Genomic DNA, 22,851 nt, shown 5'->3' with positions numbered 1-22,851 from the left:
GTTCCCCGTCTTTGTCACCCCGCACACGCCGCTGGTGGAATCCGGCCAGGCATGGTCGCTGCACCCGAGCATCGCCTACGGGATGATCGCGGTCTCGACGCTGGTCGCGGCGGCGATCCTCATCCGTTTCCTCCTGCGCCCGGCCGAACACGCCGCGACCGAGGAGTCCCACGCCGGCTGCTCTCCGCCCGCCCGGACGCCCGTCACCCCCTCTGCCCGGAACGTAGCTGGAAACCCGTGACCACGCTCCTGTTGATCGCGATCCCCATCGCAGCCTTCTTCGTCCTCCTCGCGCACGGGATCGAGATCGCGTGGGCACTCGGTGTCACCAGCGTCGTCGGTGCGCTGATCCGGGGCGCACAGGAGCGCGTCGGGCCCGCCGTTGTCGGTCAACCCGGTGGCCTCGGACATGCGCTCGCGCGCCTGGACACGGGCGAGCGCGGCCCCGAAGAGCCGCGCTGTGCCACCCGCCCCTCAGGCCTCCAGACCCTTGCGCACCAGGTAGGGCTCCAGGCGGGGTTCGCGCCCCAGGAAATCCCGCACGGCGCCCATCGGGTCGACACTTCCGCCCACGGACAGCACCTTCTCCCGGAACCGGTCGCCGTTCTCCCGCCGCAGCCCGCCGTGCTCGCGCAGCCACTCGACACTGTCGGCGTCCAGCACCTGGCTCCACACGTACGAGTAGTAACCCGCGCTGTAGTCCCCCGCGAAGATGTGCATGAAGTACGTGCTCCGGTACCGCGGCGGGACGAGCGGGTGAGCGACGCCGGCACGCTCCAGGGCACGCGCTTCGAAACCGGCCGGGTCCTCGACCTTCTCCCCCGGCACGAGCCGGTGCCACTGCCAGTCGAGAAGGGCTGCCGCGAGGTACTCGAAGGTGGAGAAGCCCTGGTTGAATCGGTTGGCGCGCTCCAACGCCGAGACCAGTTCGGCCGGCACGGGCTCGCCGGTCTCGTAGTGGCGGGCGTAGCGCTCCAGCACCGCAGGTTCGGTCGCCCACACCTCGTTGACCTGCGAGGGGTACTCGACGAAGTCGCGCGGCACACTCGTGCCCTCCACCAGGGGGAACCGCACCGCCGACAGCAGCCCGTGCAGGGCGTGGCCGAACTCGTGGAACGCGGTCTCGACCTCGTCCCAGGTCAGCAGGGTGGGCCCGGAGACCGGCCTGGCGATGTTGAGGTTGTTGACGACCACGGGCCGGTCTCCGAGCAGGAACGACTGGTCGACGAGGTTGTGCATCCAGGCACCGCCCTGCTTGGTGGGGCGGGCGTAGGGGTCGAGCAGGAAGAGGCCCAGCCCGGCCCCGTCGGTGTCGAAGACCTCCCACACACGCATGTCCGGGTGGTATCCGTGCAGGTCGGGACGTTCGGTGAAGGTGATGCCGTACAGCAGGTGGGCGGCGTGCAGGACCCCGTCCTCGATGACCCGGTCGAGCTCGAGGTAGGGGCGCAGTGCCTCCTCGTCGAAGTCGTAGCGCTCCTTGCGCACCTGCTCGGCGTAGTACGCCCAGTCCCACGGTTCGATCTCGTGCCCGGCCTGTTCGGCGAGTACGGCGGCCTCGCGTTCGACGTTGCGGCGGGCCGGTCCGACGAGCCCGTCGAGTCGCTCCTCCACTGCGTCGACGGTCTTGGCGGTCTGGTCGGCGACCTTGTAGGCGGCGTGGTCCGCGTAGCCCAGGAGCCCGGCGTGTTCGGCGCGCAGCTCGGCGATGCGGACGGCGAGCTCGAGGTTCTCGGGTGCGCGCTCGGTGCTGAGCCGGTACAGCTTCTCGCGGGTGGCGCGGTCGGTGAGCTGGGCCAGGGCCGGCTGCACGGTGGTGTTGAGCAGCGGGAGCACGAACCGGCCGTCCTGCTCCAGGGAGGCGATGCGCTCCTCCCCCAGCCCGTCGAGATCTGCGGGGTCGTGGGTGACCAGAGCGGAGTCGTTGCCCGCGCGCACCAGGCGCTGCCCGAAGGCGGACAGCAGTTCGGCGAGCTCGGCGTTGATGGCGCGCAGGCGTTCCTGCTGGGTGTCGTCGAGTTCGGCGCCGGCCTTGACGAAGTCGGTGCGGTACCGCTCCAGGAGGTGGCCCTCCTCCGGATCGTCGGTGCCCACCTGCTTGATGCGTTCCCACAGCCCACGGTCGAGGAAGACGGCGTCGTGGTGGCCGGCCGAGCGGGGCGCGAGCTCCAGATCGATCTCCTGGATCCGGTCGGTCCCGACGGATCCGGCCAGGGTGTGCAGGACGGTCTCCACCCGCTCGAGGGTCTGCCCGGAGCGCTCCAGCGCCGCGATCGTGTTGTCGAAGGTCGGGGGTTCGGGGTCGGCGACGATTGCTGCGACCTCGGCCAGGTGTTCGGCCACGCCCTCTTCGAAGGCGGGGACGAAGTGCTCGTCCCGCACGGCAGCGAAATCGGGCAGGCCGTAGGGGAGTTCGCTCGGTCGCAGCAAGGGGTTCTGGGTCACGGGGCTCCTCGTCATAGGGCGGTCGCGGCCGTTCTACCGCCCGCGCGCGCCCGTGTCACCTGCTTTACTCGTCGATCACCGTGGGTGACGAAACGGTTCGGCAGGACAGTGCGCACCGTGGCCCGAAGCATACGACCCCCTGTTCGACTCCAACGCGTTATGGGAACGTTGCCAGGTTTATCGGAACCGTTGTCGAAACCTCAGCCGAACTTCAACAACCCTCCTGAACAGGGGAAATGCGTAATACCCGCCCTGACGGCGGAGCCCGGCTGTGAGCGCGCTCACAGCAGCCCTCAGCGGCAATGACCAGGCACGGAACCCCTTTCGTGCCAAGGCTTCCGGTAGCGACCAACGGTTACGAAACACCTTTCCGGGACGAAAGTCACGCGGTTACGCGCATCACCCGGGTGACCGCAGAATGGACGCTGACCCAACAGGTTCCACACCAGTGTCGCGGTGCACCAACCCCGCACCCGCCACCAGCTTGTTAAGGAGGGCTGCCGTGGCCGAGACAACGGAGAAACCCCCCGGCCGGGCCATGTCCGTGCTGCTCGGTTCCCTGCGCGGGATCGAGCGGGTGGGCAACAAGCTCCCCCATCCCTTCTGGATCTTCGCGTTCCTCGCAGGCTTCGTCATTCTGCTCAGCGCGGTACTGAGCCGGGCAGGTGTGCACGCGATCTCCCCGATGGACGGGGAACGCATCGAGGTGCAGAGCCTCCTCTCTCCCGAGGGCTTCCAGGTCATCTTCGGCGAAGCCGTCACCAACTACGTGAACTTCCCCCCGTTGGGCCTCGTCGTGGTGATGATGCTCGGCGTCGTGGTGGCCGAGCAGACCGGGCTCATCAACGCGCTCCTGCGGGGCAGCATCGTCCGGGTTCCGGCGAAGTACATGACCTTCGTGGTCGCCCTGGTCGGGATCGTCGGCAGCGTCGCGAGCGACGCTGCATACGTCATCCTGATCCCGCTGGCCGCCGTCGTCTTCCAGGCCGTGGGCCGCAGCCCCACACTCGGCATCGTCGTGGCCTTCGCCTCGGTCTCGGCCGGTTGGAACGCCACTTTCATCGTGGCACCGACCGACGCCCTCCTCGGCGGTATCAGCACCCAGGCCGCGCAGATCGTCGACCCCGAAGCCACCGTCACCCCGCTGGCCAACTACTTCTTCAACGTGGCCAGCGCCGTCCTCCTCGCGGTGCTCATCACGCTCGTCACCGAGCTGGTGCTGCGCAGGCGCACGGAGGGCCTGGACGACGTCACCACCGGCGGCGAGGCGCTCGGCGACTTCAACCTCAAGCCGGAGGAGCGCAAGGGCCTGGTGGCAGCGGGGGTGACCCTGCTGGTCATGGCTGTCCTGTTCGTCGCCGCCCTGGTCCCGGAGAACTCCTGGTTCCGTGGCGAGGACGGCACGGTGATGGAGTCCCCGCTGATCACCGGCATCGCCGTGGTTCTGGCGACGGCGTTCCTCGCGGTCGGTGTCGCCTACGGGATCATGGTCGGCACGGTCAGGAGCGCATCGGACATCCCGAACTACATGGGCAAGGGCATCAAGGACCTCGCCCCTGCACTGGTGATGTTCTTCGCGGCCGCGCAGTTCCTGGCCTACTTCGAGTGGTCGGGCATGGCCGAGGTACTGGCGGTCCGCGGCGCGGAGTGGCTGGGCGACCAGAACGTCCCGGTGGCGTTCCTGTTCATCGGCTTCGTGCTCCTCGCAGCACTCATGAACATGTTCATCACGAGCGGTTCCGCGCAGTGGGCGCTCATCGCACCGGTGTTCGTGCCGATGCTGATGCTGCTCAACGTGAACCCCGAGACGACGCAGGCGATGTACCGCATCGCGGACGCCTCCACCAACATCGTCACGCCCATGAGCCCGTACTTCGTGCTCGTACTGGGCTTCATGCAGCGCTACCGCAAGGACGCCGGCATCGGCACCCTGGTCTCGCTCACGCTGCCCTTCACGGTGACGATCATGATCGTGTGGACACTGTTCTTCCTCGGTTGGTACGCCCTGGGGATCCCGCTCGGCCCGGGTGCCCCGGTCAACTGACCCCCGGGCACCGCATACCACAGGGCCCCGCACGGACCGCCGTGCGGGGCCCAGCTACTGTCCCGGGCGCATGCCCGTGCCGCCGCAGGGTAGGCCGCGGCCATGACCACCGATCCCCCAGACAGCGACCCCCTCACACGCATCCGCCTGTACGCCAACCGCGGCACCTGGCGAAGCGCCCTGATCACCGGCGTCTCGTACGGGGCCTACATGTCCGTGGGGATGACGCTGTTCCAGTACCTGAACCACTTCTACGGGGACCGGGATCCGGTCGCCCTACCCCAGGTGGCGGCGCTGAACTTCGTGCTCCTGGGTGCCATCTGGGGGTTGATGGACGCCAAGGGCCTGCTCGGCCGGCACGGACACCTCGACGACCTTCCGGCCGAGACGGCCCGCCCGGCCCGGGAGGCGATGCTCCTCGGCCGCCCCACCGGGGACCCCGAGATCGACCGGATCGCCCGCGAGGCCGCCGAGCACGAAGTGTCCAGACGTCCACTGCCGAGCCGGACGGCGCTGTTCCCGGCCGTGGGTGCGGCGGCCCTCGCCACGGCTGCCTTGTTCACGGAGTACGCCGCCGGCGGGATCGAGTTCCTGACACCACTGCTGTGGGTCACGGTGTACTTCCTGACCGCGGGCGTGGTCGTGCTTCTGCCCGTCGCCGCGGCCGTGCGGCGCCGTCACCTGCTCCTGGTGAACGCCCTGCACGCCCGAGGGCCGGGGTGAGCGCAGGGCGCCCCGCGTCAGCGGGACGCCCAGGACACAGTGCTCAGGAAGCGGGCTCGCCCAGACGCACGGGCAGCGCCATCGGGGAGTTGATGAAGACCGACGGGAGCTCGGCCGGCTCGCCTCCCTCCACCGCGGCCTCCGGGAACCGGGTGAAGAACCCGCGCAGCGCCGTCTCCAGCTCCATCCTGGCCAGAGCCGAGCCCAGGCAGGTGTGCGGCCCGTGCCCCAGCCCCAGGTGGCGGGGGCGGTCCTCGGTCAGGTCGAACCGCCCGGCGCTGTCACCGTAACGCTCCTCGTCGAGGTTGGCGGCGAGGTAGCCAAGCAGGAGCGGTTCGCCCTTCTCCACGGTCACCCCTCCGATCTCGATGTCCTCGCCGGCGAAGAGGAACGGCAGCGTCGCCACGCTCGTGGAGTGGCGCAGCACCTCCTCGACCGCCGCAGACCACTCGGCCTCGCCCTTGTGCAGCAACGCCAGCTGCTCGGGGTGGGACAGCAGCACCTGCACACCGTTGGCCAGTGCCGAAGCAGTGGTCTCGAACCCCGCACTGACCATCAGCCACAGGGTGTCGCGCAGCTCCACGTCGCTGAGCCGCTCGCCGTCCTCGTTCGCGGCCACCAGCGCGGAGGTCATGTCGTCTCCGGGATCGGCGCGCTTCGCGGCCACGAGCTCGTCGAGGAACGCATCGACGTCGGCCCGCATCTGCGCGACCTCCTCCGGGCTTCCACCGGCGAAGGCCGTGGCGACCATCGCGCGCATGCGGTCGTGGTGGGCGGGCCCGAAACCGAACAGCGCCGCGAAGACCGCGATGGACAGCGGGTAGGCCAGTTCCTCCTTGACGTCCACCGGCCCGCCCCCGGCACGCTCGGCCAGGCCCTCGATCAACCCGCGCGCGGTCTCCTCCACGGTCGGACGCAGCGACTCGATCCGACGCGGGGTGAAGGCGCGCGAGATCAGGCCGCGTAGACGCCGGTGCTCGGCGCCGTCCGAGGTCAGCATGTTGTCCAGGTGCACCATCGCACTGACCGGGTGGTTCTCGGGCACCTCACCCTCGTTCAGTGCCCGCCACGACCGCCAGTTGCGACGGAACCGCGGGTCGTTGAGAGCCGAACGCAGAGCGTCGTCGCCGGTCAGGGCCCAGACCTCGAGATCCGCGACCACAACGCGCGCAACGGGGCCCGCTTCCCGGAGCGTCCGGGCGAGCCCCCGGTGGTCTCCCGGCTCGAGGACGACGGGTCGGGGTCGTGCGGACATGACTGGCCTCCAGAGGTCGGGGTCTGCGGGTTCCGGGGGGCGGCGGTCTGCACAGGGGCGAATGTCACGGGAAGGGCGTCCAGGCCGTGCGCGAACGGGGACCTGCGCCAGGACAACTCGTCGGCGGGCACGGTCAGCGCCATGTCCGGCAGCATCCGGAAGACCGTGGCGACCGCATCGACGCCGATCTGCCGGGCCAGGTTGCGGGCGGGGCACTGGTGGGGGCCGGTCCCGAACGCCAGGTGCGCGCGGGTACCCGACGGCGAGGTGAGGTCGAGGTGCTCGATGACCCGAGGGTCGGCGTGCGCGGGGCCGTATCCCATGATCAGGCAGTCACCTTCGCCGACGGTCCAGCCCTCCAGCTCCATGCTCCGAGCGGGGTAGCGTCCCGGCATGAGGAAGATCGGGGGCGCCTTCCACAGGACGATGTCGACGAGTTCCTCCACCCGCGCGTTGCCGCTCATGACGTCGGCGCGGGAACCGCGGTCGGTGAGCAGCGCGTGGAGGGTGTTGGCGATGAGGTTCATCAGCGGGTCGTGCGCGGCCGAGATGATGAGGATGAGCTGGTGGGCGACCTCCTCGTCGTCGAGGCCGTTGCCGTGCAGGATCATCCGGGACACCACGTCGTCACCGGGTTCCTCGCGCCGCTGCAGGGTGACCGACTGGGCGTAGCCGAAGAGACCGCCCATCGCGGCCTCGGCCTCGGCTCCGCCGTCCCACACCTGGCGCATGAGGCCGACGAGCTGCTCGCCCTGGGTGTCGTCGAGGCCGAAGGCGCGGTTGAGCAGGACCAGCGGCAGCCGGAACGCGAGGTCGTCGACCAGGTCGGAGCGCCCGCGAGCCGCCGGCTCGGCCATGAGTTCGCGGACGTACTCGTCGACGACGGTGTGGGTACGGGCGGCCGTGAGGATGCTCAGGGCGTCCTCGATTACCTCCCGGTAGCGGCTGTGGTCCGGTTCGTCGCTGGACAGGGCGTTACGGAAGTACCAGAAGGGGCCGGGTACCCGGTCGGGGGTCGCGCGCCCCTCCTTCGCCTCGGCCCAGCGGCGGGGGTCGCGGGGGAAGTCGTGGGGGTCCTGCAGAACACTGCGGTTGAGTTCGTAGCTCAGGAGCACCCAGGCGAGCACACCCGGGGCTACCTCGACGGGGGCGAGGGAGCCGAAACGGCGTCGCAGGTCCTCCATGACTTCGGGGGCGGGTTCCTCTGTCTGCCCGTGGAGGGGGACGGCGGCTTCACGCGCCGCGGCCATCGGGCACCGTGAGGCGGTCGTGTCGGCGGGCCTGTCGGGGCTCAAACGTTCGGGTCTCCTTCCTCGCCCGTGTTCCGGGGGGCGGGACGCGCGGGCGTTCGGGTCGGGGCCGACGCGGGGGCGCGACACGCCTTCGCGTCGCGGACGCGCCCCCAAGTAAAGCAGGGGTCAAGTGCCCGATCCCCACCAGAACGCCGCAGGAGGCCACATTGGGGTATCGATTCCCCGGACCGTTCAGTCCCCGGTGACGTAGGGGTCCTCGAGAGGCTGTCCGCCCTCCAGGGGAAGCTCCACGACAGGCACGTAACGGCCGGCCGCCTCGCCCTCCATGTGGTCTTCGTAGCTGAGCGTGCCGCCCCCGGCTTCCACTTCTTGGGCGCTGTTGAGCAGCATCAACTGCGAGGACACCTCCTCCGCGGTCGGCAACTCCTCGCCCTCGCGGAGGTTGGAGAGACGCACCGCCCGTGCCGCGACCCCCACGGCGTCGTGGTTGACCAGCGCGTATCCGTTGTCGAAGGCACCCGCGTCGTCGCCGACGTGCTCGCGGTAGGCGTCGAGGAAATCGCCGTAGTGCTCGGGTGCGCCCTCCCCCGGTGTGGCGTTCTCCCACCTCGGGTCGGTCGCCGAGGCGTAGACCAGGCTGATGTCGCCGTCCTCGAGGTAACCCATGACCTCGTCGTCCTGCACCACGCTGAGCCCGGTCACCGCGAAGACGACCCGCATGGGGATGTGGTCGCAGCTGCGGATCGAGAGGGCGTACAGGAAGTCGTCGAGGTCGGGGGCGCGGCCCGCGAAGAACACCGTGTCCGTCGCGGCCGTGCACAGGTTCATGGTGATCGCGGTGTACAGGCCGGGGGTCGACGACTCCCCGACCGTGGTGCCCCGGTACTCCTGGGCGGAGCCCTCGGTGAAGTCGGCGAGGTGCTCCTCGTAGGCCCGGCGCAGGGTCGTGACAAAGAGATCGGGATCGTTCTCGTCGTAGACCAGGGCCGCGGACGTGTCCTCGTCGAGCCCGTCCATGTACTCGCGCAGGGCCCGCACGTACTCGGTGTTGCTGGGGGCGGCACGCAGCAGGCCGGGGATCTCACCGTGTTCCAGGCCGTCCGCGGTGACCGCCGAGGAGACCATCGGGATGTTCTCGCCGCTCAACCGTTCGGCGATGTCACGGGTGGAGTCGATACTCACGCCCATGCCGGTGACGGCGACGAGGGGGGTGTCGTCCTCGGCCATCGGGACGAGCTGGTCCACGACCGGTTCCCACTGCGCCTGCTGGCTGCCGACGTTGGCGAGCTCCAGCTGGATCTCCGGGGTCCGGTCGCCGAAGCGCGGCGAGTGGTTGGCGGCCATCTGCGCGGCGTGTGCACCCTCGAGGGCACGCAGCATGCGCCCGGGGTCCATCGGGCCGACCTCGCCGAAACTGAACGTGCCCAGGTGGGCGATCTTGACGGCCTCGCTGTCATCCGCCTCCACCGCCTCGGAGATCCGGTCGTTCTCCTCGGCGATCTTGCTCTGGATCTCCTCGAAGTCGTCGTGGAAGACGTGGGCATCGTCGGTGATGCCCACGCACTGACCGCCGATGAGGCGAACCCCGTTCCCGGGACCCCCGCAGGGGAACTCGTCCCAGTACCGCAGTCCCACTCCCACGAGGACGAGGGCGAGCGCGGCCGCGGCCAGGGACTTCCAGTGGCGCCTCCACCACGGTCTTCGCGGGACCTCGAAGCCCTGGATCATTCTGCCGCTGTTGGTGGCCTCCGGCATCGTCACTTCTCGCTTTCCGCGGGCTCGCCGCTCACTTGAACCGGTCCCACAACGACAGGTGCTGCGCCGCCTCGGCCAACAGCCGGCTGGAGCCCTCCCCTGCGAATTCGGCCGCCAGCTCGGAGAGGGTCTGGTGGGCGGAGGCGTGCAGTTCGGCCGTCCGGAACATGTCGGGGTCGCTCAGCAGGTGGCGGGCGACCAGGAGTTTGAGCGTGTTTCGCACCAGGGGCGAGGGTTCGGCGGTCCGGGTCTGCTCGCCGAGGACCGTCAGCAGTACGTCGAAGTAGGGGCGTTCGAACGTGCTGCGGGTGGGTGCGTCGGTGATGTCCTGGAGCGTCCACACCCATTCGTCGCCGTCGATCTCGGGGTCGGTGAGCCGTTCGGACAGGAACTCCGCGACCAGCAGGAACTCGCCCGCGCACAGCAGGTGGTAGGCCTTGCGCACCGGGTCGGGACGCACGGTGCGGTAGTGGTGCACGAGGCTGCGGTGCACCGTCCCCCAGTCGGGGTAGGTGCCGACCGGTTCGCGCCGGGCCAGGACCCGCTGCAGCAGGCGGCGCAGCACCGTGGGGCGGCCCTCCTCCCACAGTGGGTGCTCGAGCAGGACCGGTTCGCCGACCTCGTGGGTGGGGTCCTTCTGTTCCCGGTAGAGCCAGAGGCCGGACTCGACGTCGCGGGCGGCCGAGCACGTGGTCAGGGCCGCGAGCAGGTCGGTGTTGAAGTTGTTGGGGGGCTCGCCGAGCACGCTGGTGAGCATGGTGTTCTCGGTGGTCGGCAGGGCCTCGATACCGGGTGAGGGCGGACGGTCGAGGAGCGCCTCGGACACCCCGGCCCCTTCGCATCGCACCCACGCCTCCACCAGCGCGGCGCTGGCTCCGGGGTGGCCGCCGGTGAACCCCCACAGGTGGTCCACGACGTCATCGGAGTGCCAACCCTGGCCGCTGGTCTCGGTGAGCAGCTCGCTGACCTCGGCGGTGGTGAAGGGCGGCAGCCGGTAGGGCGCCCACAGGGTTTCCTCGGTGGAGTCGGGCAGCACGTTGACCACTCCGGTGCGCCCGCCCGAGGTGGCAACGACGACGCTCAGGTGGTCACCACCGTCCTTGGCAGACCGTACGAGCGCGGACACCAGCTCGGGGCCCGGGCTGCGGTCGACGTTGTCCAGCATGATGGCGGGTGTGGGCAGCCGACGCTGGGCACGGTTGACCTCGCGCAGGTCGGCGCGCAGGGCCTTGCACAGTGACTGTGCGGCGAGCTCGCGGTTGTTGCGGCCCAGAACGGCGTTGTACTGGTCGGGTTCGTGGACCTGGTGGCGCAGCGCGATGAGCTCGTCGACGGGCTCGTTGACGCCGGTGCGGAACCAGCTCACGACCTCGTCGACGGTGTTGACCGCGAGCCCGGACAGGCCCAGTCCGGCGCGGATGAGTTCGACGGCGCCGAACCCGGTGAGCAGCTCCTCAGGGGAGATGACGCGGCCGGCGCGTTCGAGCTGGTCGCCCAGTTTGCGCAGGGCGCCGCGGCCCCGGGTGCGTACTTTTCCGAGCACCCATTCCAGGCGTTCGCGTTCGCCCTCGGGCAGGGGGTGGTCACCGAGGGGATCGGATCCCAGGTCGGCGCGGATCGCCAGGAGCGCCATCCACAGGCGGGGGAACTCCAGGCGACCGAACTCCTCCCGGGTGTGACCGAGGGCGCTGGCGTTGACCGAGGCGACGAAGCTGAGCACACTCGTGACGTCGGTGAAGCGGTCCTCGGCCAGGTCGACGTAGGCGTAGGGCACACCCGCGTCGTACAGGGAAGAGGCGGCCCAGCTCAGAAAGTGGGTCTTGCCGGCCCCGTGGCCGCCCTCCACGACCATGACCGGGCGCTTTCCCGAGTCGTCGCCGCTTGGCGAGGCCAGTGCCATGAAGCGTCTGGCTCCCTCCCTGCGTCCGATCGGACTCTCCACGTGTGACTCGGCCACACGGCCCTCCCCTGTGGTCTTTATGTGCCGCCCATCGATCAATAATGCGCGACTGCGGTGACAATAAGAGGAAGCTCACATTTCGTTAGGCATGCGTTATGCACACCCGATGATTTCTGGGTCCTATTTGCCCGATTGCACTTTTTGTTGCTGGTGTTACTTAGGGGATCTCAAACCCTGCTGAAGGACGCACCAGAGTTGTCCAGCGACGTCGTCCCTCGACCCGTCCGCGGCCCGCCGCACCGAGCGCGCGCTCGCGGGCGCCCTCACCGGACGCACCGTCGTTGCGATCGCACACCGGTTGCACACCGCGCACTACGCCGACCGGGTCGCGGTCGTCGAGGACGGGCGCGTCACCGAGCTCGGCACCCACCCGGACCTCGTTGCCGGAGGCGGGCCCTACGCCGCCCTGTGGCGCTCCTGGCACGGCCCGGGCGACGCCTGAAGCGCCACCGGGCTCAGTCCAGTCCCCCGCGGCCTTTCCTTGCACGCGCCAGGACCCGCCGGAAGGCCAGGGTGGCCACGACGAACCACACCGCCCCCACCGCGAGCATGAGCCCGGAGGCCGCCGCGACGGCCCCCAGGTCCCCCTCCTGGAGCGACCGCACCGCGTCCAACCCGTGTGTGACAGGCAGAGCCTGCGCGATCCACTGCAGGACCGGCGGCCAGAAGTCCAGCGGCACCATCGCACCGGAGAACGCCGTGGTGTACAGGACCATCACCGTGCTGGCGATGTTGCGGACCTCGGTGAAGGACAGCGCGAGCGCGCCCCACGACCAGGGCCAGGCAGTACGTCGCCAGTGCAGTCAGCGCCGCGACGGCGACCACGAACGGGACCTTCCACAGAGCCCACGGATCACCGAAGAACGGGGGCACGGCGAGCAGCGCCACCGACGTCGTCACGGCTGCGGAGGCCGGCCAGAACACACTCCTCCCGAAGAACAGCAGCACCGGTTCGACCGGTGAGGCGGCGATGAGGGGCATGCGCCCCTGCATCCGTTCCCAGCAGGTGGAGGCCGAGGTCAGCATCGTCTCGGTGACACAGACCATCATGGCCGCGCCGACGATGATGTACGCCGTGTACTCCGGATCTCCCACGAGCACACCCACGAGGGCGAAGAAGACCACCTGGCACAGCAGGCGCACGAGCCACGCGAAGGACCACGAGCGCCAGGTGTAGAGCGTCCAGAAGTCGGCATGTGCCACCATCGCGGCCCCGCGCACGGTCCGAGCCGCGCGCACGGGTGAGAACGTCATGGCGGTCCCCTCTCAGACCTGGGAGAGCGTGCCCTCGGAGCGGGCACGGCGCAGGAAACGGACGATGGTGGCCCCGCCGATGAGCAGGCCGAGGGCGCCCAGGGCGAGCACCGTGAGCAGGCGCGGGACCGCATGTTCCACCGGGTCGGGGGCGAGGGCGTCGCGCATCAGGTCCGCGCCCCAGGACAGGTACAGCAGTCGACCGATCGCCTCGAGCCGGCCCCGGTCGTTGTTAGTGCTGTCATGAGCACCTGAAAACGTTCTCAGTGCTGTTATGAGCACTAACGACGACCCCTGTCCTCAATGCTCTGCCGGGAGTGCGCGGGGCCGCTGTTGCTTGTGCTGTCGCAGGAGCGAGCCACCGCGCACACGCCGCAAGCGTGGGTCGCAATGGGGCCACCCCAGGGGGTCACCGCGCCGAAGGCGCCAGCCCGTGCCTACCGTTCCTTTGGGCTGCCAGGGGGCCTCGGGGGAGAGGGTGTTTCGTCGATGTGGGTCGGGTCAGCCCGGCGAACAGGGCCGGAACGCACAGCCTGAGGCGCCGCGAACAACCCACCACCGACCTGCCACCATCACCCAACGCCCCGAAGAACTGGCGGGGCGCCGCAGAGGGTTGCGCGACGGCCCGGCCGGGCTACGATCCCGACCCCGACGAACCACCACCCCGAGGCAACACCACAGAACACCCAACACCTGCGGCGCCGAGGGCACCTTCAATGCCCTCGGTGGTTCTTCACAACTGAAAAACACGGTGACCCCTCAACGGTTAAAAGCTGCCCAGGGCCCCGGCCGACCCGACCGACACCTTCCACGTCCCGGCCCCGCGCCTGCCCGCACGCATGAACAGCGGCCTTCCGCACCTGCCCTTCCGGCAACGCCAACAAGCACGACACTGTGGTCCGCACCCGCACGCAGGCTGTCGTCAGAGGGCCGTCAGAGCTGCGCGGCCTCCCGGGCCAGCTCCGTCACGCGGTCCCAGTCCCCCGCCTCGATGAGCGAGGACGGCGTGAGCCAGCTGCCGCCCACGCAACCCACGTTGGGCAGCGCGAGGTAGGAGGGCGCCGATTCGACGGTGACCCCGCCGGTCGGGCAGAAGCGCGCCTGCGGCAGCGGGGAGGACAGCGACTTCAGGAACGCCGCCCCGCCCGACGCCTCGGCCGGGAAGAACTTCATCTCGTTCACACCCCGCTCCAGAAGTTCCAGAGCCTCCGAGACCGTGGAGACACCCGGCAGGAACGGCAGACCGGTGTCGGCCATCGCCGCGCTCAGACGCGGGGTGCAGCCCGGGCTGACCAGGAACGACGCCCCGGCGCGGGCCGACGCCGACGCCTGCTCCGGTGTCGTCACCGTGCCCGCGCCCACCACGGCCTCGGGCACCTCGGCGGCGACCCGCTCGATCGCCTCGAGGGCGTCCGGGGTGCGCAGGGTGATCTCGACGCCGGGCAGCCCGCCGGCCCGCCGGCCACGAGCGCGCGGGCCAGCGGCACGGCCGTGGCGGGGTCGTCGACCACGACCACCGGCATGACCGGCGCCAGGTCCAGCAGATCGGCCCCGGAGGCGGGCTTCGTCGTCATCGGTGTGCTCTCCCGTGGAAACGAGGTGGATGGAGTGGGGTGCGGCCCCGGGTCACAGGACCCCGGCGCCGGTCTCGGCCGGGCCGACCGCACCGCGCAGGGCGGCGAACAGTTCCCGTCCGGTGCCGGCGGAGGAGTCCACGCTCGGGCGGGCCGCCTCCCGTCCGGAGAGGTCGGCGAGCACGTCCAGTGTGCCCTCCGAGGCATCCAGACGGACCTGGTCGCCGTCGCGCACGTAAGCGAGGGGACCGTCGTGGCCGGCCTCCGGCGAGACGTGGATGGCGGCGGGCACCTTGCCCGAGGCACCCGACATCCTACCGTCGGTGACCAGGGCGACCTTCTGGCCGCGGTCCTGCAGCACCCCGAGCGAGGGGGTCAGCTTGTGCAGTTCCGGCATGCCGTTGGCGCTGGGGCCTTGGAACCGGACCACGGCCACGAGGTCGCCGGTCAGCTCACCCGCGGCGAAGGCCTCCTGCAGCTGCGCCTGGTCGTCGAAGACCCGCGCGGGCGCCTCGACGACGTGGCGCTCGGAGGCGACCGCGGAGACCTTGATGACCGCGCGCCCGAGGTTGCCCTCGAGCATGCGCAGGCCGCCGTCGGGGGCGAAGGGGTCCTCGGCGCCGCGCAGCACGTCCTTGTCGCCGCTCTCGACCGGGCCGTCCACCCAGGTCAGGGATCCGTCCTCGGTCAGCTGCGGGACCCGGCGGTACTGGGACAGCCCGCGGCCCATGACGGTGTCGACGTCCTCGTGCAGCAGCCCGGCGTCGAGCAGGGAACCGATGAGGTACGCCATGCCGCCGACCTGGTGGAACTGGTTCACGTCAGCGGCACCGTTGGGGTACATGCGCGTGAGCAGCGGCACGACGTCCGACAGCGCGGCGAAGTCGTCCCAGGTGAGCTCGATGCCGGCGGCGCGCGCCATCGCGACCAGGTGCAGCGTGTGGTTACTGGACCCGCCGGTGGCAAGGAGCGCCACGACGGCGTTGACGACCGCTCGCTCGTCGATCTGCTCACCGACCGGCACGTGGTGCCCGCTCACAGCTGTGTGGCCGAGCACGCGGCGCCCGGCCTCGCCGGTCAGGGCCTCGCGCAGCGGGGTGCCCGGGGGCTCGAAGCTGGCACCGGCCAAGTGCAGGCCCATGACCTCCATGAGCATCTGGTTGGAGTTCGCGGTTCCGTAGAAGGTACAGGTCCCGGGCGCGTGGTAGGCGGCGGACTCGGCCTGCAGCAGCTCGCGGCGGCCCACCTGGCCCTCGGCGTGCTGCTGGCGCACCTTGGCCTTGTCGCGGTTGGGCAGGCCGGAGGGCATCGGGCCGGCCGGGACGAAGGCCACGGGCAGGTGACCGAAGGACAGCGCGCCGATGAGCAGACCCGGGACGATCTTGTCGCACACACCGAGCATGAGGGCGCCGTCGAACATGTCGTGGGACAGCGCCACGGCCGAGGACATCGCGATGACGTCGCGGCTGAACAGCGACAGCTCCATGCCGGCGCGGCCCTGCGTGATGCCGTCGCACATGGCGGGGACCCCGCCGGCGAACTGGGCGACGCCGCCGGCCTCGGAGACCGCGGACTTGATGAGGTCCGGGTAGTCCTTGAGCGGCTGGTGCGCGGAGAGCATGTCGTTGTAGGCCGAGACGATCGCCAGGTTCGGGGTCACCTCGCCCGAGAGCTTGAGCTTGTCCGAGACCCCGCACGCGGCGAACCCGTGCGCGAGGTTGGCGCACCCCAGGGAACTGCGGGCCGGACCCTCGCTCGCGGCGGCGCGGATGCGCTCCAGGTAGGCGGCGCGGCCGTCGGCGCTGCGTTCGGCGAGGCGGCGGGTCACCTCGGCGACGACGGGATGGACTTCGACGTGCGCGGTCATCGTGTCTGCTCCTGTTCGTACCAGGTCCGGCCCTTGCGGCCGATGAGCCGGTGGGCGCCTGCGGGGCCGGCGCTCCCGGCCGGGTAGATCTCGGGGGAGGTGTGGTGTTCGGTCCACGCGGCGATCACGGGGTCCACCCAGCGCCAGGCCGCCTCGACCTCGTCGCGGCGCACGAACAGGGTGGGATCGCCGGCGAGGACGTCGGCCAGCAGCCGCTCGTAGGCCTCGGGCGAGCGGGTGTCGAAGGTGTCGGCGAAGCTGAGCTTCAGCGGCACGGGGCGCAGTCGCGGGGTACCAGGGCCGGGTTCCTTGGCCGTCATGGTCAGGTGGATACCCTCGTCGGGCTGGAGCCGGATGACGAGGTGTCCGGGCCCCGGGATGCCGTCGGCTCCAGGGAAGATGGTGTGGGGCACTTCCCGGAACCGCACGACGATCTCCGAGCGCGCCTGCTCCATGCGCTTGCCGGTGCGCAGGTAGAAGGGCACACCGGCCCAGCGCCAGTTGGCGACCTCGGCGCGCAGGGCCACGAAGGTCTCGGTGTCGCCGGTGGTGGGCCCGCCGGCCTCGTCCAGGTAGCCGACGACCTCCTCGCCGCCGACATTGCCGGGGCCGTACTGTCCGCGCACGGTCTCCTCGTGCACACGGTCGCCGGTGAGCGGGGTGAGCGCCTGCAGGACCTTGAGCTTCTCGTCGCGCACGGCGTCGCGGTCGTAGCTCGAGGGCGGCTCCATCGCGGTCAGGCAAAGCAGCTGGAGCAGGTGGTTCTGCACCATGTCGCGCATGGCGCCGGAGGCATCGTAATAACCGCGTCGGCCGCCCACGCCGACGGACTCGGCCGCGGTGATCTGCACGTGGTCGATCCAGCGCGAGTTCCACAGGGGTTCGAGGAAGACGTTGGCGAACCGCAGCACGAGCAGGTTCTGCACCGTCTCCTTCCCGAGGTAGTGGTCGATCCGGTAGGTGTCCGCCTCCGGGAAGACCTCGGCGACCTCGGCGTTGACCTCGCGTGCGGATGCCAGATCTCGGCCCAGGGGCTTCTCGAGCACGACACGGGAGCCGGGCACGGCCAGCCCGGCGTCGCGCAGGCCGCGGCAGATGGCGCCGGAGAGCATGGGCGGGACGGCGAGATGGAAGACACGGTCGCGGCCGGGCGTGAGCGCAGCGGCGAGGTCGTCCCAATCGCGGACGTCGCCGCCGACGTCGACGGTCACGTGGGCGAGGCGGTCAAGGAATCGGCGCAGGTCGTCGGGTTCGGTGACCTCGTGGTGACCGCGGATCGCGGCGGCGGCCTTGTCGCGCAGGTCGGCGTCGGTGAGTCCGTCGCGGGACACGGCGACGATCCGGGTTCCGGGGTCGAGGCGGCCGTCGCGGTCGAGCAGGTGCAGTGACGGCAGGAGCTTGCGCATGGCCAGGTCGCCGGTGCCGCCGAAGACCACGAGATCGGTGGGTCCGGACGCGGGTGGCTGAGGCATGTCGGTTCTTCCGTCGGGGAGAGGCGCGGCGGGAGGTGCGCGGGAAGGGGGTCGCTCCTGGTCGAGTGACCCTGTTCCGACCATAGGCCGGGGTATGAACAAAAACCAAGCACACTTCTGAACAATTATTTACATAACTGCGCATCGTTTCTCGCGCCTGGGTGTGCCAAGGCCACGGATGGTTCAATGTGGCATGCCCAGAACCCCGGGACGCCTGTCATCGACCGCCACGAGCGGCCACATCCTGGAGCTCATCCGCACCGGCACGGCGACCAACCGCTCGGAGATCGCCCGCACCACCGGCCTCTCGCGCCCCTCGGTGGCACTGCGCGTGGCCGAACTCGTCGGCGGCGGACTCGTCGTCGAACGCAACGGTGCCCCCTCCGGCGGCGGCCGCCCGCCCACGCTCCTGGAGTTCGACGCCTCCTCGGGGTTGATCCTCACCAGCGCCCTCGGCATGGCCCGCAGCCAGGCCGCCGTGTGCGACCTCAACGGCGAGGTGCTCGTGCGCACCCCCGGTTCCCCCGACCTCGAGGGCGGACCGGAGACCACCGTGCCGTGGCTGCTGGAGACCTGGCACGGACAACTCGCCTCCCTGGGCCGCGACACCGGCTCCGTCCGCGGGGTCGGCATCGGCCTTCCGGGGACCGTCGAGTACCACACCGGCCGCGCCGCCGACCGCCCCTTCCTCGGCACGTGGGCAGGGGTCGCACTCGGCCCGCTCATCGCCGAGTACCTGCCCGCGCCCGTCCCCGTGAGCGTCGACAACGACGTCAACGTGATGGCGGTCGGCGAGCACCTGTGCGGGGGCCACGGCCGCCCCGACGACATGGTCTTCGTCAAGGCCTCCACCGGCATAGGCGCCGGCCTGGTCTCCGGTGGCCGACTGCTGCGCGGGTCGCTGGGCGNGGGCGGCCTGCCGTGCCGCTGCGGCAACACAGACTGCCTGGAGGCGGTCGCGGGCGGGCGCGCGCTGCTCGACGCCGCGGCGGAACAGGGCAGGGACGTGGACGGGCTCAAGGAACTGGTGTCCCTGGCGCTGGACGGCGACCCGGTCGCGGTCACCCTCGTGCGCGGAGCCGGACGGCGTCTGGGCGAGGCCCTGGCCGGCGCGGTCAACCTGCTCAACCCCGACACCATCGTGCTGGGGGGCGACCTGTCGGAGGCCTACGACCATCTCGTGGCCGGCGTGCGCGAGGTGATCTTCTCTCAGTGCACCGCGCTGGCGACCCGGCAGCTGAGGGTGGTGTCGAGCTCGCTGTGGGACGAGGCGGGCGTGCGCGGATGCGCGGCGATGGTGGCCGAGGAGATCCTCTCACCGGAAGCGGTCAACGCGTTCCTCGCCGGGTAGGAATACTTGACAACCCTCCCCGAAGTGGCGAATAGTCACCGATCACCGCGCGGCCCCTCGATGTCCCCCATCCCTGTTCCGCGCGGCCCCCGCCCGGAAAGGTCCCCTCGTGCTCGACACCGAAGTTCTGATCGCCCTGCTCGTGGGTGCCGGGATCGCCCTGGTCACCAGCGTGGCCGTCACCGCGTTCCAGGCACGCCTGACCCGGCGCACCGACACCAGATCCGCCTCGCGCACGTCGGCACGCAGCCTGATGAGCACCTTCATCTCCGAGCGCGACTCCGACAGCCCTGGTGACAACTTCCTCGGCGAGGCGGAGATGACGGTCATGGCCATGACCGACCGCAGGACCCGCGACCGGCTCCGCGACCTCATCCGGCTCCTGCGCGAGCGTTCGCTGCCGGAGTTGGAGGAGCTCAGCGGGGTCGACGCAGAACGCGCCCGCCGCCTGCTTTGTGACCACGCATTGGAGGTGCTCGGCGCGCACCTGCGTGCGGAGCGCCTGCCGGAAGTGCCCTCCACCGTCCGCACGATGCTCTCCGTCGAGGAGGAGGCGCTGCGCATGCGGTCGGGTGAGGCGCCCGCCCCGAGCGAGCCCATCACCAAGAGCGCCGTCGCCGAGCGTCCCCGTCACACCGGCGGCAAGGGCGGCTCGGGCGGTGGCGGCGGCGGCCAGACTCGCCGCAGGACCTCCGCCAAGACGGCCTCGAAGCCCGCTGCGAAAGGTTCGGCCAAGACCGCGACCAAGACCGCCGAGACCGAGGCAGACAAGGCGCAGAAGAAGGAGAAGGAGAACAGCGCCTTCTGGGACGACGACGAATAGGCCCACCCGGCTGGGCAGAGCCGTTCTGTCCGGAGGTGCCGCCGGTGTGCCCACCCTGGCGTTTTCGGCGGGTCACACCGGCCATCGTCCGCACAAGGATGAGAAAGTCGGACACTGGAGCGCCAGAAGGCGCCCGACCTGCGAAGGAATTGTGCGGCGCAATTGCGGTCAGTACTCCCGCTCACGGACAACCCGAGCACGCCATCGGAGACGACTTCACCTAGGATCGCCACGCGTGGGTGTCGGCATCCCCGTCCTGGACCCGTGTCCCCACCTTCTGCACCGGACCAGGTCACCCTCCCCGCCCGCCCCCCGCTTCGCTCCGCACACGGACCACTGACCCCTGCCGGGCGCCGACGCGGTCCTCGGCCCGCCCCGTCGCCCGGGACCACCGAGATTGCACGATGGCCGCTGACGACGACAAAGACGGACCCGGTCCGGACGACAAGCGCTCCCCCTCCTCCCCTGCCGAACACGGAGGCGTACCCACACCTGCTTCGGATACGGAGGGAAGTGACGTGACCACTGAGGGCACTGGTGCGGGCGGGAACGGTGAAGAGCTGGAGGAGACCGGGCTCGAGAACACCGGCACGGAAGGGACCGGCACCGTCGGTTCCGGAACCGACGCCGAACAGGCCGACATCGAACAGGTGGAGGCCGACCTCGCGTTCGACGAGGCGGAGACCGAGGAGCCCGTCCCCGACGGCGGCTCCGGGCGCAAGGCCACGAAGGCCGCCCCGGCGACCGTGAAACCACCCCGCCGACGACGGTGGCGCAAGGCCCTCCTGTGGTCCGCCGCCTCACTCGCCCTGGTGATGATCGCCCTGGTCGGCGGTGCCTACTCCTACTACCACTCGCTCCGGTCCGACATGGACCAGCACGACATCGAGTCCGTGCTCGTCGAGGAGGAGCGCCCGGACCCCATCGACGACGCGGTCAACGTGCTCTTCATCGGCTCCGACGGGTACGAGGAGGACAGCCCCGCGTACACAGAGGAGTTCGAGGGGGAGCGCTCCGACTCCCTGATGCTCGCGCACATCTCCCCCGACGGCCGCGCGTCCGTGGTGAGCTTCCCGCGCGACTCCCTGGTCGCGATGCCGGCCTGCGAACCCTACGGCGAGTCCGACGGCACCCACCCCCACCACGGCATGATCAACACTGCCCTCTACCACGGCGGCCCTCCGTGTGTGGTGCGCACGATCGAGTCGCTGACCGACATCCGCATCGACCACTTCGTGAACCTGAGCTTCACGAGCTTCCGCGACGTCGTCGACGCCATCGGCGGTGTGGAGATGTGCATCCCCGAACCGATGGAGGACGACCGAGCCGATCTGGAGCTCGAGGCAGGCGACCAGGTGCTGGACGGGGAGACAGCGCTGTCCTTCGTACGTGCGCGCTACGAGATCGGCGACGGCGGTGACATCGGCCGGATCGACCGGCAACAGATGTTCATGGCAGCCCTCACCGACCAGGTGATGAGCAGCGAGGTCCTCACGAGCCCCGGAAAGATGAACGGCATCGCGGAGGCCGTCGCCCGACACAGCGCCACCGACCAGGACCTCAGCCTGGACCGCATGGTCTCGCTCGCGTTCACCCTCGCCGACGCCGACCTGTCCGACGTCGAGTTCCACACCGTGCCATGGTTCCAGGCACCCCACGACCCCGACCGGATCCTGTGGAACGAGGAGGAGGCGGAGAAGCTCTTCGACGCGGTCCGCGAGGGTGAGCCGCTGCCGGAGTTCATGGCCGCCGACGACAACCGCGTCCCGAGCGAGCCCCCGGGCGCCGAACCCACGGAGGCCGACGCTCCGGGGCCGTCGGACCAGCCCGCGGAATCTCCGTCCGCGCGCCCTGGCGAAGGCCGCGACGCCACCTCCGACCCGTGTGAGGACGGCCTGGGCCTCGGCACAGAGAACGGCTGAGGGACGGACGCGGCAACGGGGGCGGGCCCGCACCGGGTCCGCCCCCGCGTGACGTCCGGGCGGCGGGGACCGTCCTGTCCGCCGTCGTCCGCACCGGGAACCCCCACAGTTCGACCGGTGCCACCTCGACGGTGGGTCCCGCGCGCCGCCCGGACGCTGTGCGCCCGCCACGACCTGCGGACGCACGTTCCGGGAAAGATCAGACCAGATCGCCCGGGAGCAGGTCGGTGACCGGGTCGGTGTCGACCTCGGCGCCGGTCACGTCGTCCAGGCCGGACATGGGCAGCGACTCCGTCTCCAGCTCGGGCTCGCCCAGCTCGGGCAGCCCCTCGAGCCCGACGAGGTCCTCGTTGGTCTGGACCTCGTCGGACATCGGCAGGGTGTCCTCGACCCCGACGAGGTCGGCGACCCCGCCGGTCAGGTCGGTGTTCCCACCGGTGTCGAGGCTGACAGGGCTCCCGCCGTCGCTCATCGGCACGCTCTCGCCGAAGTCACGGGCCGGGTCGTCGAGGTCGACGAGGTGGGGCTGCACCTCGTGCACACCGACCATGTCGCCCATCTCGGCGGCGGTGTCGGAGGCCACGTCGGTGACCTGCCCGACCGTCCCGCTGTCGTCCCCGTCGGCCAGCGGGACGGTGTCCTCAGCGCCCGGCAGCACGTCGCCGACGCCCTGGGTGACATCGCGCTCCTCGACCAGCGGGGCCGTCTCCTCGGCACTCGCCGGGATCACCCGGTTGAGCCCCTGGTCGGGGTCGAAGGTGCCGGACAGCGGCAGGGTCTCCTCGTCGAGGTCGAGCGGCCCGAGGGCGGTGGTGTTCTCGGTCCCGGCGTCCACCGGGGCGTCGGCGTTGACGTTCTCGAGCACGGGCCCGGTGCCGGCGCCACCGGACTGCGGCTGCACCTCGGGGTCGGCGGAGAGCTCGCCGGGCTGGACGTCGACCACGCTGTCGAGAGGCATTTCCTCCAGGGGCAGGCCGTCGAGGGTGTCGGCGCCGGCGACGCCCGCCCCGAGGGCGACGAAGCCCGCGGTACCGGCCGTGAGCAGCAGGGTTCGAGCGGTGTGGAACATCATGGATCCTTTTCGAAAGGGTGCTTGCCGTGCTTCTGTGCCTTCGGTCCTGGTCGGGTGCACCCGGACCGACGTGAACCCCGT

17 protein-coding genes and 2 pseudogenes are annotated in these 22,851 nt (G+C 70.4%); 8 read left to right on the top strand and 11 right to left on the bottom strand.

Features of this window, described 5'->3' with window-relative positions; translation table 11 throughout:
- Nucleotides 1-34 precede the first annotated feature (34 nt).
- Nucleotides 35-241, top strand: coding sequence for a hypothetical protein (locus D474_RS31810; RefSeq protein ID WP_152476872.1), 207 nt, complete (start codon nt 35-37; stop codon nt 239-241).
- Between the two features lie 233 nt (nt 242-474).
- Here the strand turns inward: D474_RS31810 and D474_RS0116210 are convergent, their stop codons facing one another.
- Nucleotides 475-2,445 carry a M3 family metallopeptidase gene (locus D474_RS0116210; protein WP_017614596.1) on the bottom strand — a complete coding sequence of 657 codons (1,971 nt, stop codon included), beginning with the start codon at nt 2,443-2,445 and terminating at the stop codon, nt 475-477.
- Nucleotides 2,446-2,983: 538 nt separating this feature from the next.
- Between D474_RS0116210 and D474_RS0116205 the strand changes: the two genes are divergently transcribed.
- Together D474_RS0116205 and D474_RS0116200 are read left to right on the top strand one after the other, a co-directional pair.
- On the top strand, nt 2,984-4,489 hold the full coding sequence (locus D474_RS0116205) for an AbgT family transporter (RefSeq protein WP_083931848.1): 1,506 nt from the start codon (nt 2,984-2,986) through the stop codon (nt 4,487-4,489).
- A 102-nt stretch (nt 4,490-4,591) separates the two neighbouring features.
- The gene (locus tag D474_RS0116200) at nt 4,592-5,212 is read left to right on the top strand and encodes a hypothetical protein (RefSeq protein WP_017614594.1); all 621 of its coding nucleotides are present in this window, start codon (nt 4,592-4,594) and stop codon (nt 5,210-5,212) included.
- A 43-nt stretch (nt 5,213-5,255) separates the two neighbouring features.
- Here the strand turns inward: D474_RS0116200 and D474_RS0116195 are convergent, their stop codons facing one another.
- The 4 genes from D474_RS0116195 to D474_RS0116180 form a co-directional block, all read right to left on the bottom strand.
- The gene (locus D474_RS0116195; RefSeq protein ID WP_017614593.1) at nt 5,256-6,374 is read right to left on the bottom strand and encodes a cytochrome P450 family protein; all 1,119 of its coding nucleotides are present in this window, start codon (nt 6,372-6,374) and stop codon (nt 5,256-5,258) included.
- On the bottom strand, nt 6,344-7,762 hold the full coding sequence (locus tag D474_RS0116190) for a cytochrome P450 family protein (protein WP_017614592.1): 1,419 nt from the start codon (nt 7,760-7,762) through the stop codon (nt 6,344-6,346). Before D474_RS0116190 ends, D474_RS0116195 begins: the two co-directional genes overlap by 31 nt.
- A 189-nt stretch (nt 7,763-7,951) precedes the next feature.
- Nucleotides 7,952-9,475 (bottom strand): ABC transporter substrate-binding protein, encoded by a 1,524-nt coding sequence (locus D474_RS0116185; RefSeq protein WP_239647090.1) that lies wholly within the window; start codon nt 9,473-9,475, stop codon nt 7,952-7,954.
- Nucleotides 9,476-9,506: 31 nt separating this feature from the next.
- Nucleotides 9,507-11,432 carry a hypothetical protein gene (locus tag D474_RS0116180; protein WP_017614590.1) on the bottom strand — a complete coding sequence of 642 codons (1,926 nt, stop codon included), beginning with the start codon at nt 11,430-11,432 and terminating at the stop codon, nt 9,507-9,509.
- Between the two features lie 205 nt (nt 11,433-11,637).
- Here D474_RS0116180 and D474_RS31100 point away from each other — a divergent pair.
- Nucleotides 11,638-11,877, top strand: a pseudogene (locus D474_RS31100) (ABC transporter ATP-binding protein); the annotation flags it as partial.
- Between the two features lie 13 nt (nt 11,878-11,890).
- Here D474_RS31100 and D474_RS33405 read toward each other — a convergent pair.
- Entirely contained in the window at nt 11,891-12,151 is a 261-nt protein-coding gene (locus tag D474_RS33405) for an ABC transporter permease (RefSeq protein WP_017614588.1), read from the bottom strand.
- A 263-nt stretch (nt 12,152-12,414) separates the two neighbouring features.
- Between D474_RS33405 and D474_RS33400 the strand changes: the two genes are divergently transcribed.
- Nucleotides 12,415-12,612 carry a hypothetical protein gene (locus tag D474_RS33400; RefSeq protein ID WP_017614587.1) on the top strand — a complete coding sequence of 66 codons (198 nt, stop codon included), beginning with the start codon at nt 12,415-12,417 and terminating at the stop codon, nt 12,610-12,612.
- Between the two features lie 89 nt (nt 12,613-12,701).
- Here the strand turns inward: D474_RS33400 and D474_RS32325 are convergent, their stop codons facing one another.
- From D474_RS32325 to zwf, 4 genes and pseudogenes are all read right to left on the bottom strand, one after another.
- Nucleotides 12,702-12,857 carry a hypothetical protein gene (locus D474_RS32325; RefSeq protein WP_017614586.1) on the bottom strand — a complete coding sequence of 52 codons (156 nt, stop codon included), beginning with the start codon at nt 12,855-12,857 and terminating at the stop codon, nt 12,702-12,704.
- Between the two features lie 765 nt (nt 12,858-13,622).
- Nucleotides 13,623-14,263, bottom strand: a pseudogene (gene eda, locus D474_RS28955) (bifunctional 4-hydroxy-2-oxoglutarate aldolase/2-dehydro-3-deoxy-phosphogluconate aldolase).
- A 52-nt stretch (nt 14,264-14,315) separates the two neighbouring features.
- A complete protein-coding gene (gene edd, locus D474_RS0116150; RefSeq protein ID WP_017614584.1) occupies nt 14,316-16,130 on the bottom strand; it encodes a phosphogluconate dehydratase in 1,815 nt (604 codons plus the stop codon).
- Complete coding sequence (gene zwf / locus D474_RS0116145; protein WP_017614583.1) at nt 16,127-17,602, bottom strand: glucose-6-phosphate dehydrogenase; 1,476 nt, start codon at nt 17,600-17,602, stop codon at nt 16,127-16,129. The genes edd and zwf overlap by 4 nt, the downstream gene beginning before the upstream one ends.
- A gap of 193 nt (nt 17,603-17,795) precedes the next feature.
- Between zwf and D474_RS0116140 the strand changes: the two genes are divergently transcribed.
- From D474_RS0116140 to D474_RS0116130, 3 genes are all read left to right on the top strand, one after another.
- The gene (locus D474_RS0116140; RefSeq protein ID WP_017614582.1) at nt 17,796-18,953 is read left to right on the top strand and encodes an ROK family transcriptional regulator; all 1,158 of its coding nucleotides are present in this window, start codon (nt 17,796-17,798) and stop codon (nt 18,951-18,953) included.
- Nucleotides 18,954-19,062: 109 nt separating this feature from the next.
- The gene (locus tag D474_RS0116135; RefSeq protein WP_017614581.1) at nt 19,063-19,776 is read left to right on the top strand and encodes a hypothetical protein; all 714 of its coding nucleotides are present in this window, start codon (nt 19,063-19,065) and stop codon (nt 19,774-19,776) included.
- Between the two features lie 518 nt (nt 19,777-20,294).
- Entirely contained in the window at nt 20,295-21,698 is a 1,404-nt protein-coding gene (locus tag D474_RS0116130; protein ID WP_017614580.1) for an LCP family glycopolymer transferase, read from the top strand.
- 199 nt (nt 21,699-21,897) lie between these two features.
- Here D474_RS0116130 and D474_RS28950 read toward each other — a convergent pair whose 3' ends face one another.
- Nucleotides 21,898-22,770: a hypothetical protein gene (locus D474_RS28950; RefSeq protein ID WP_017614579.1), complete on the bottom strand. Its 873-nt coding sequence runs from the start codon at nt 22,768-22,770 to the stop codon at nt 21,898-21,900.
- Between the last annotated feature and the right edge of the window lie 81 nt (nt 22,771-22,851).

Source organism: Nocardiopsis salina YIM 90010 (genome assembly GCF_000341025.1).
Taxonomy (GTDB): domain Bacteria; phylum Actinomycetota; class Actinomycetes; order Streptosporangiales; family Streptosporangiaceae; genus Nocardiopsis; species Nocardiopsis salina.
This window is presented reverse-complemented; position numbering and strand designations above follow the sequence as displayed.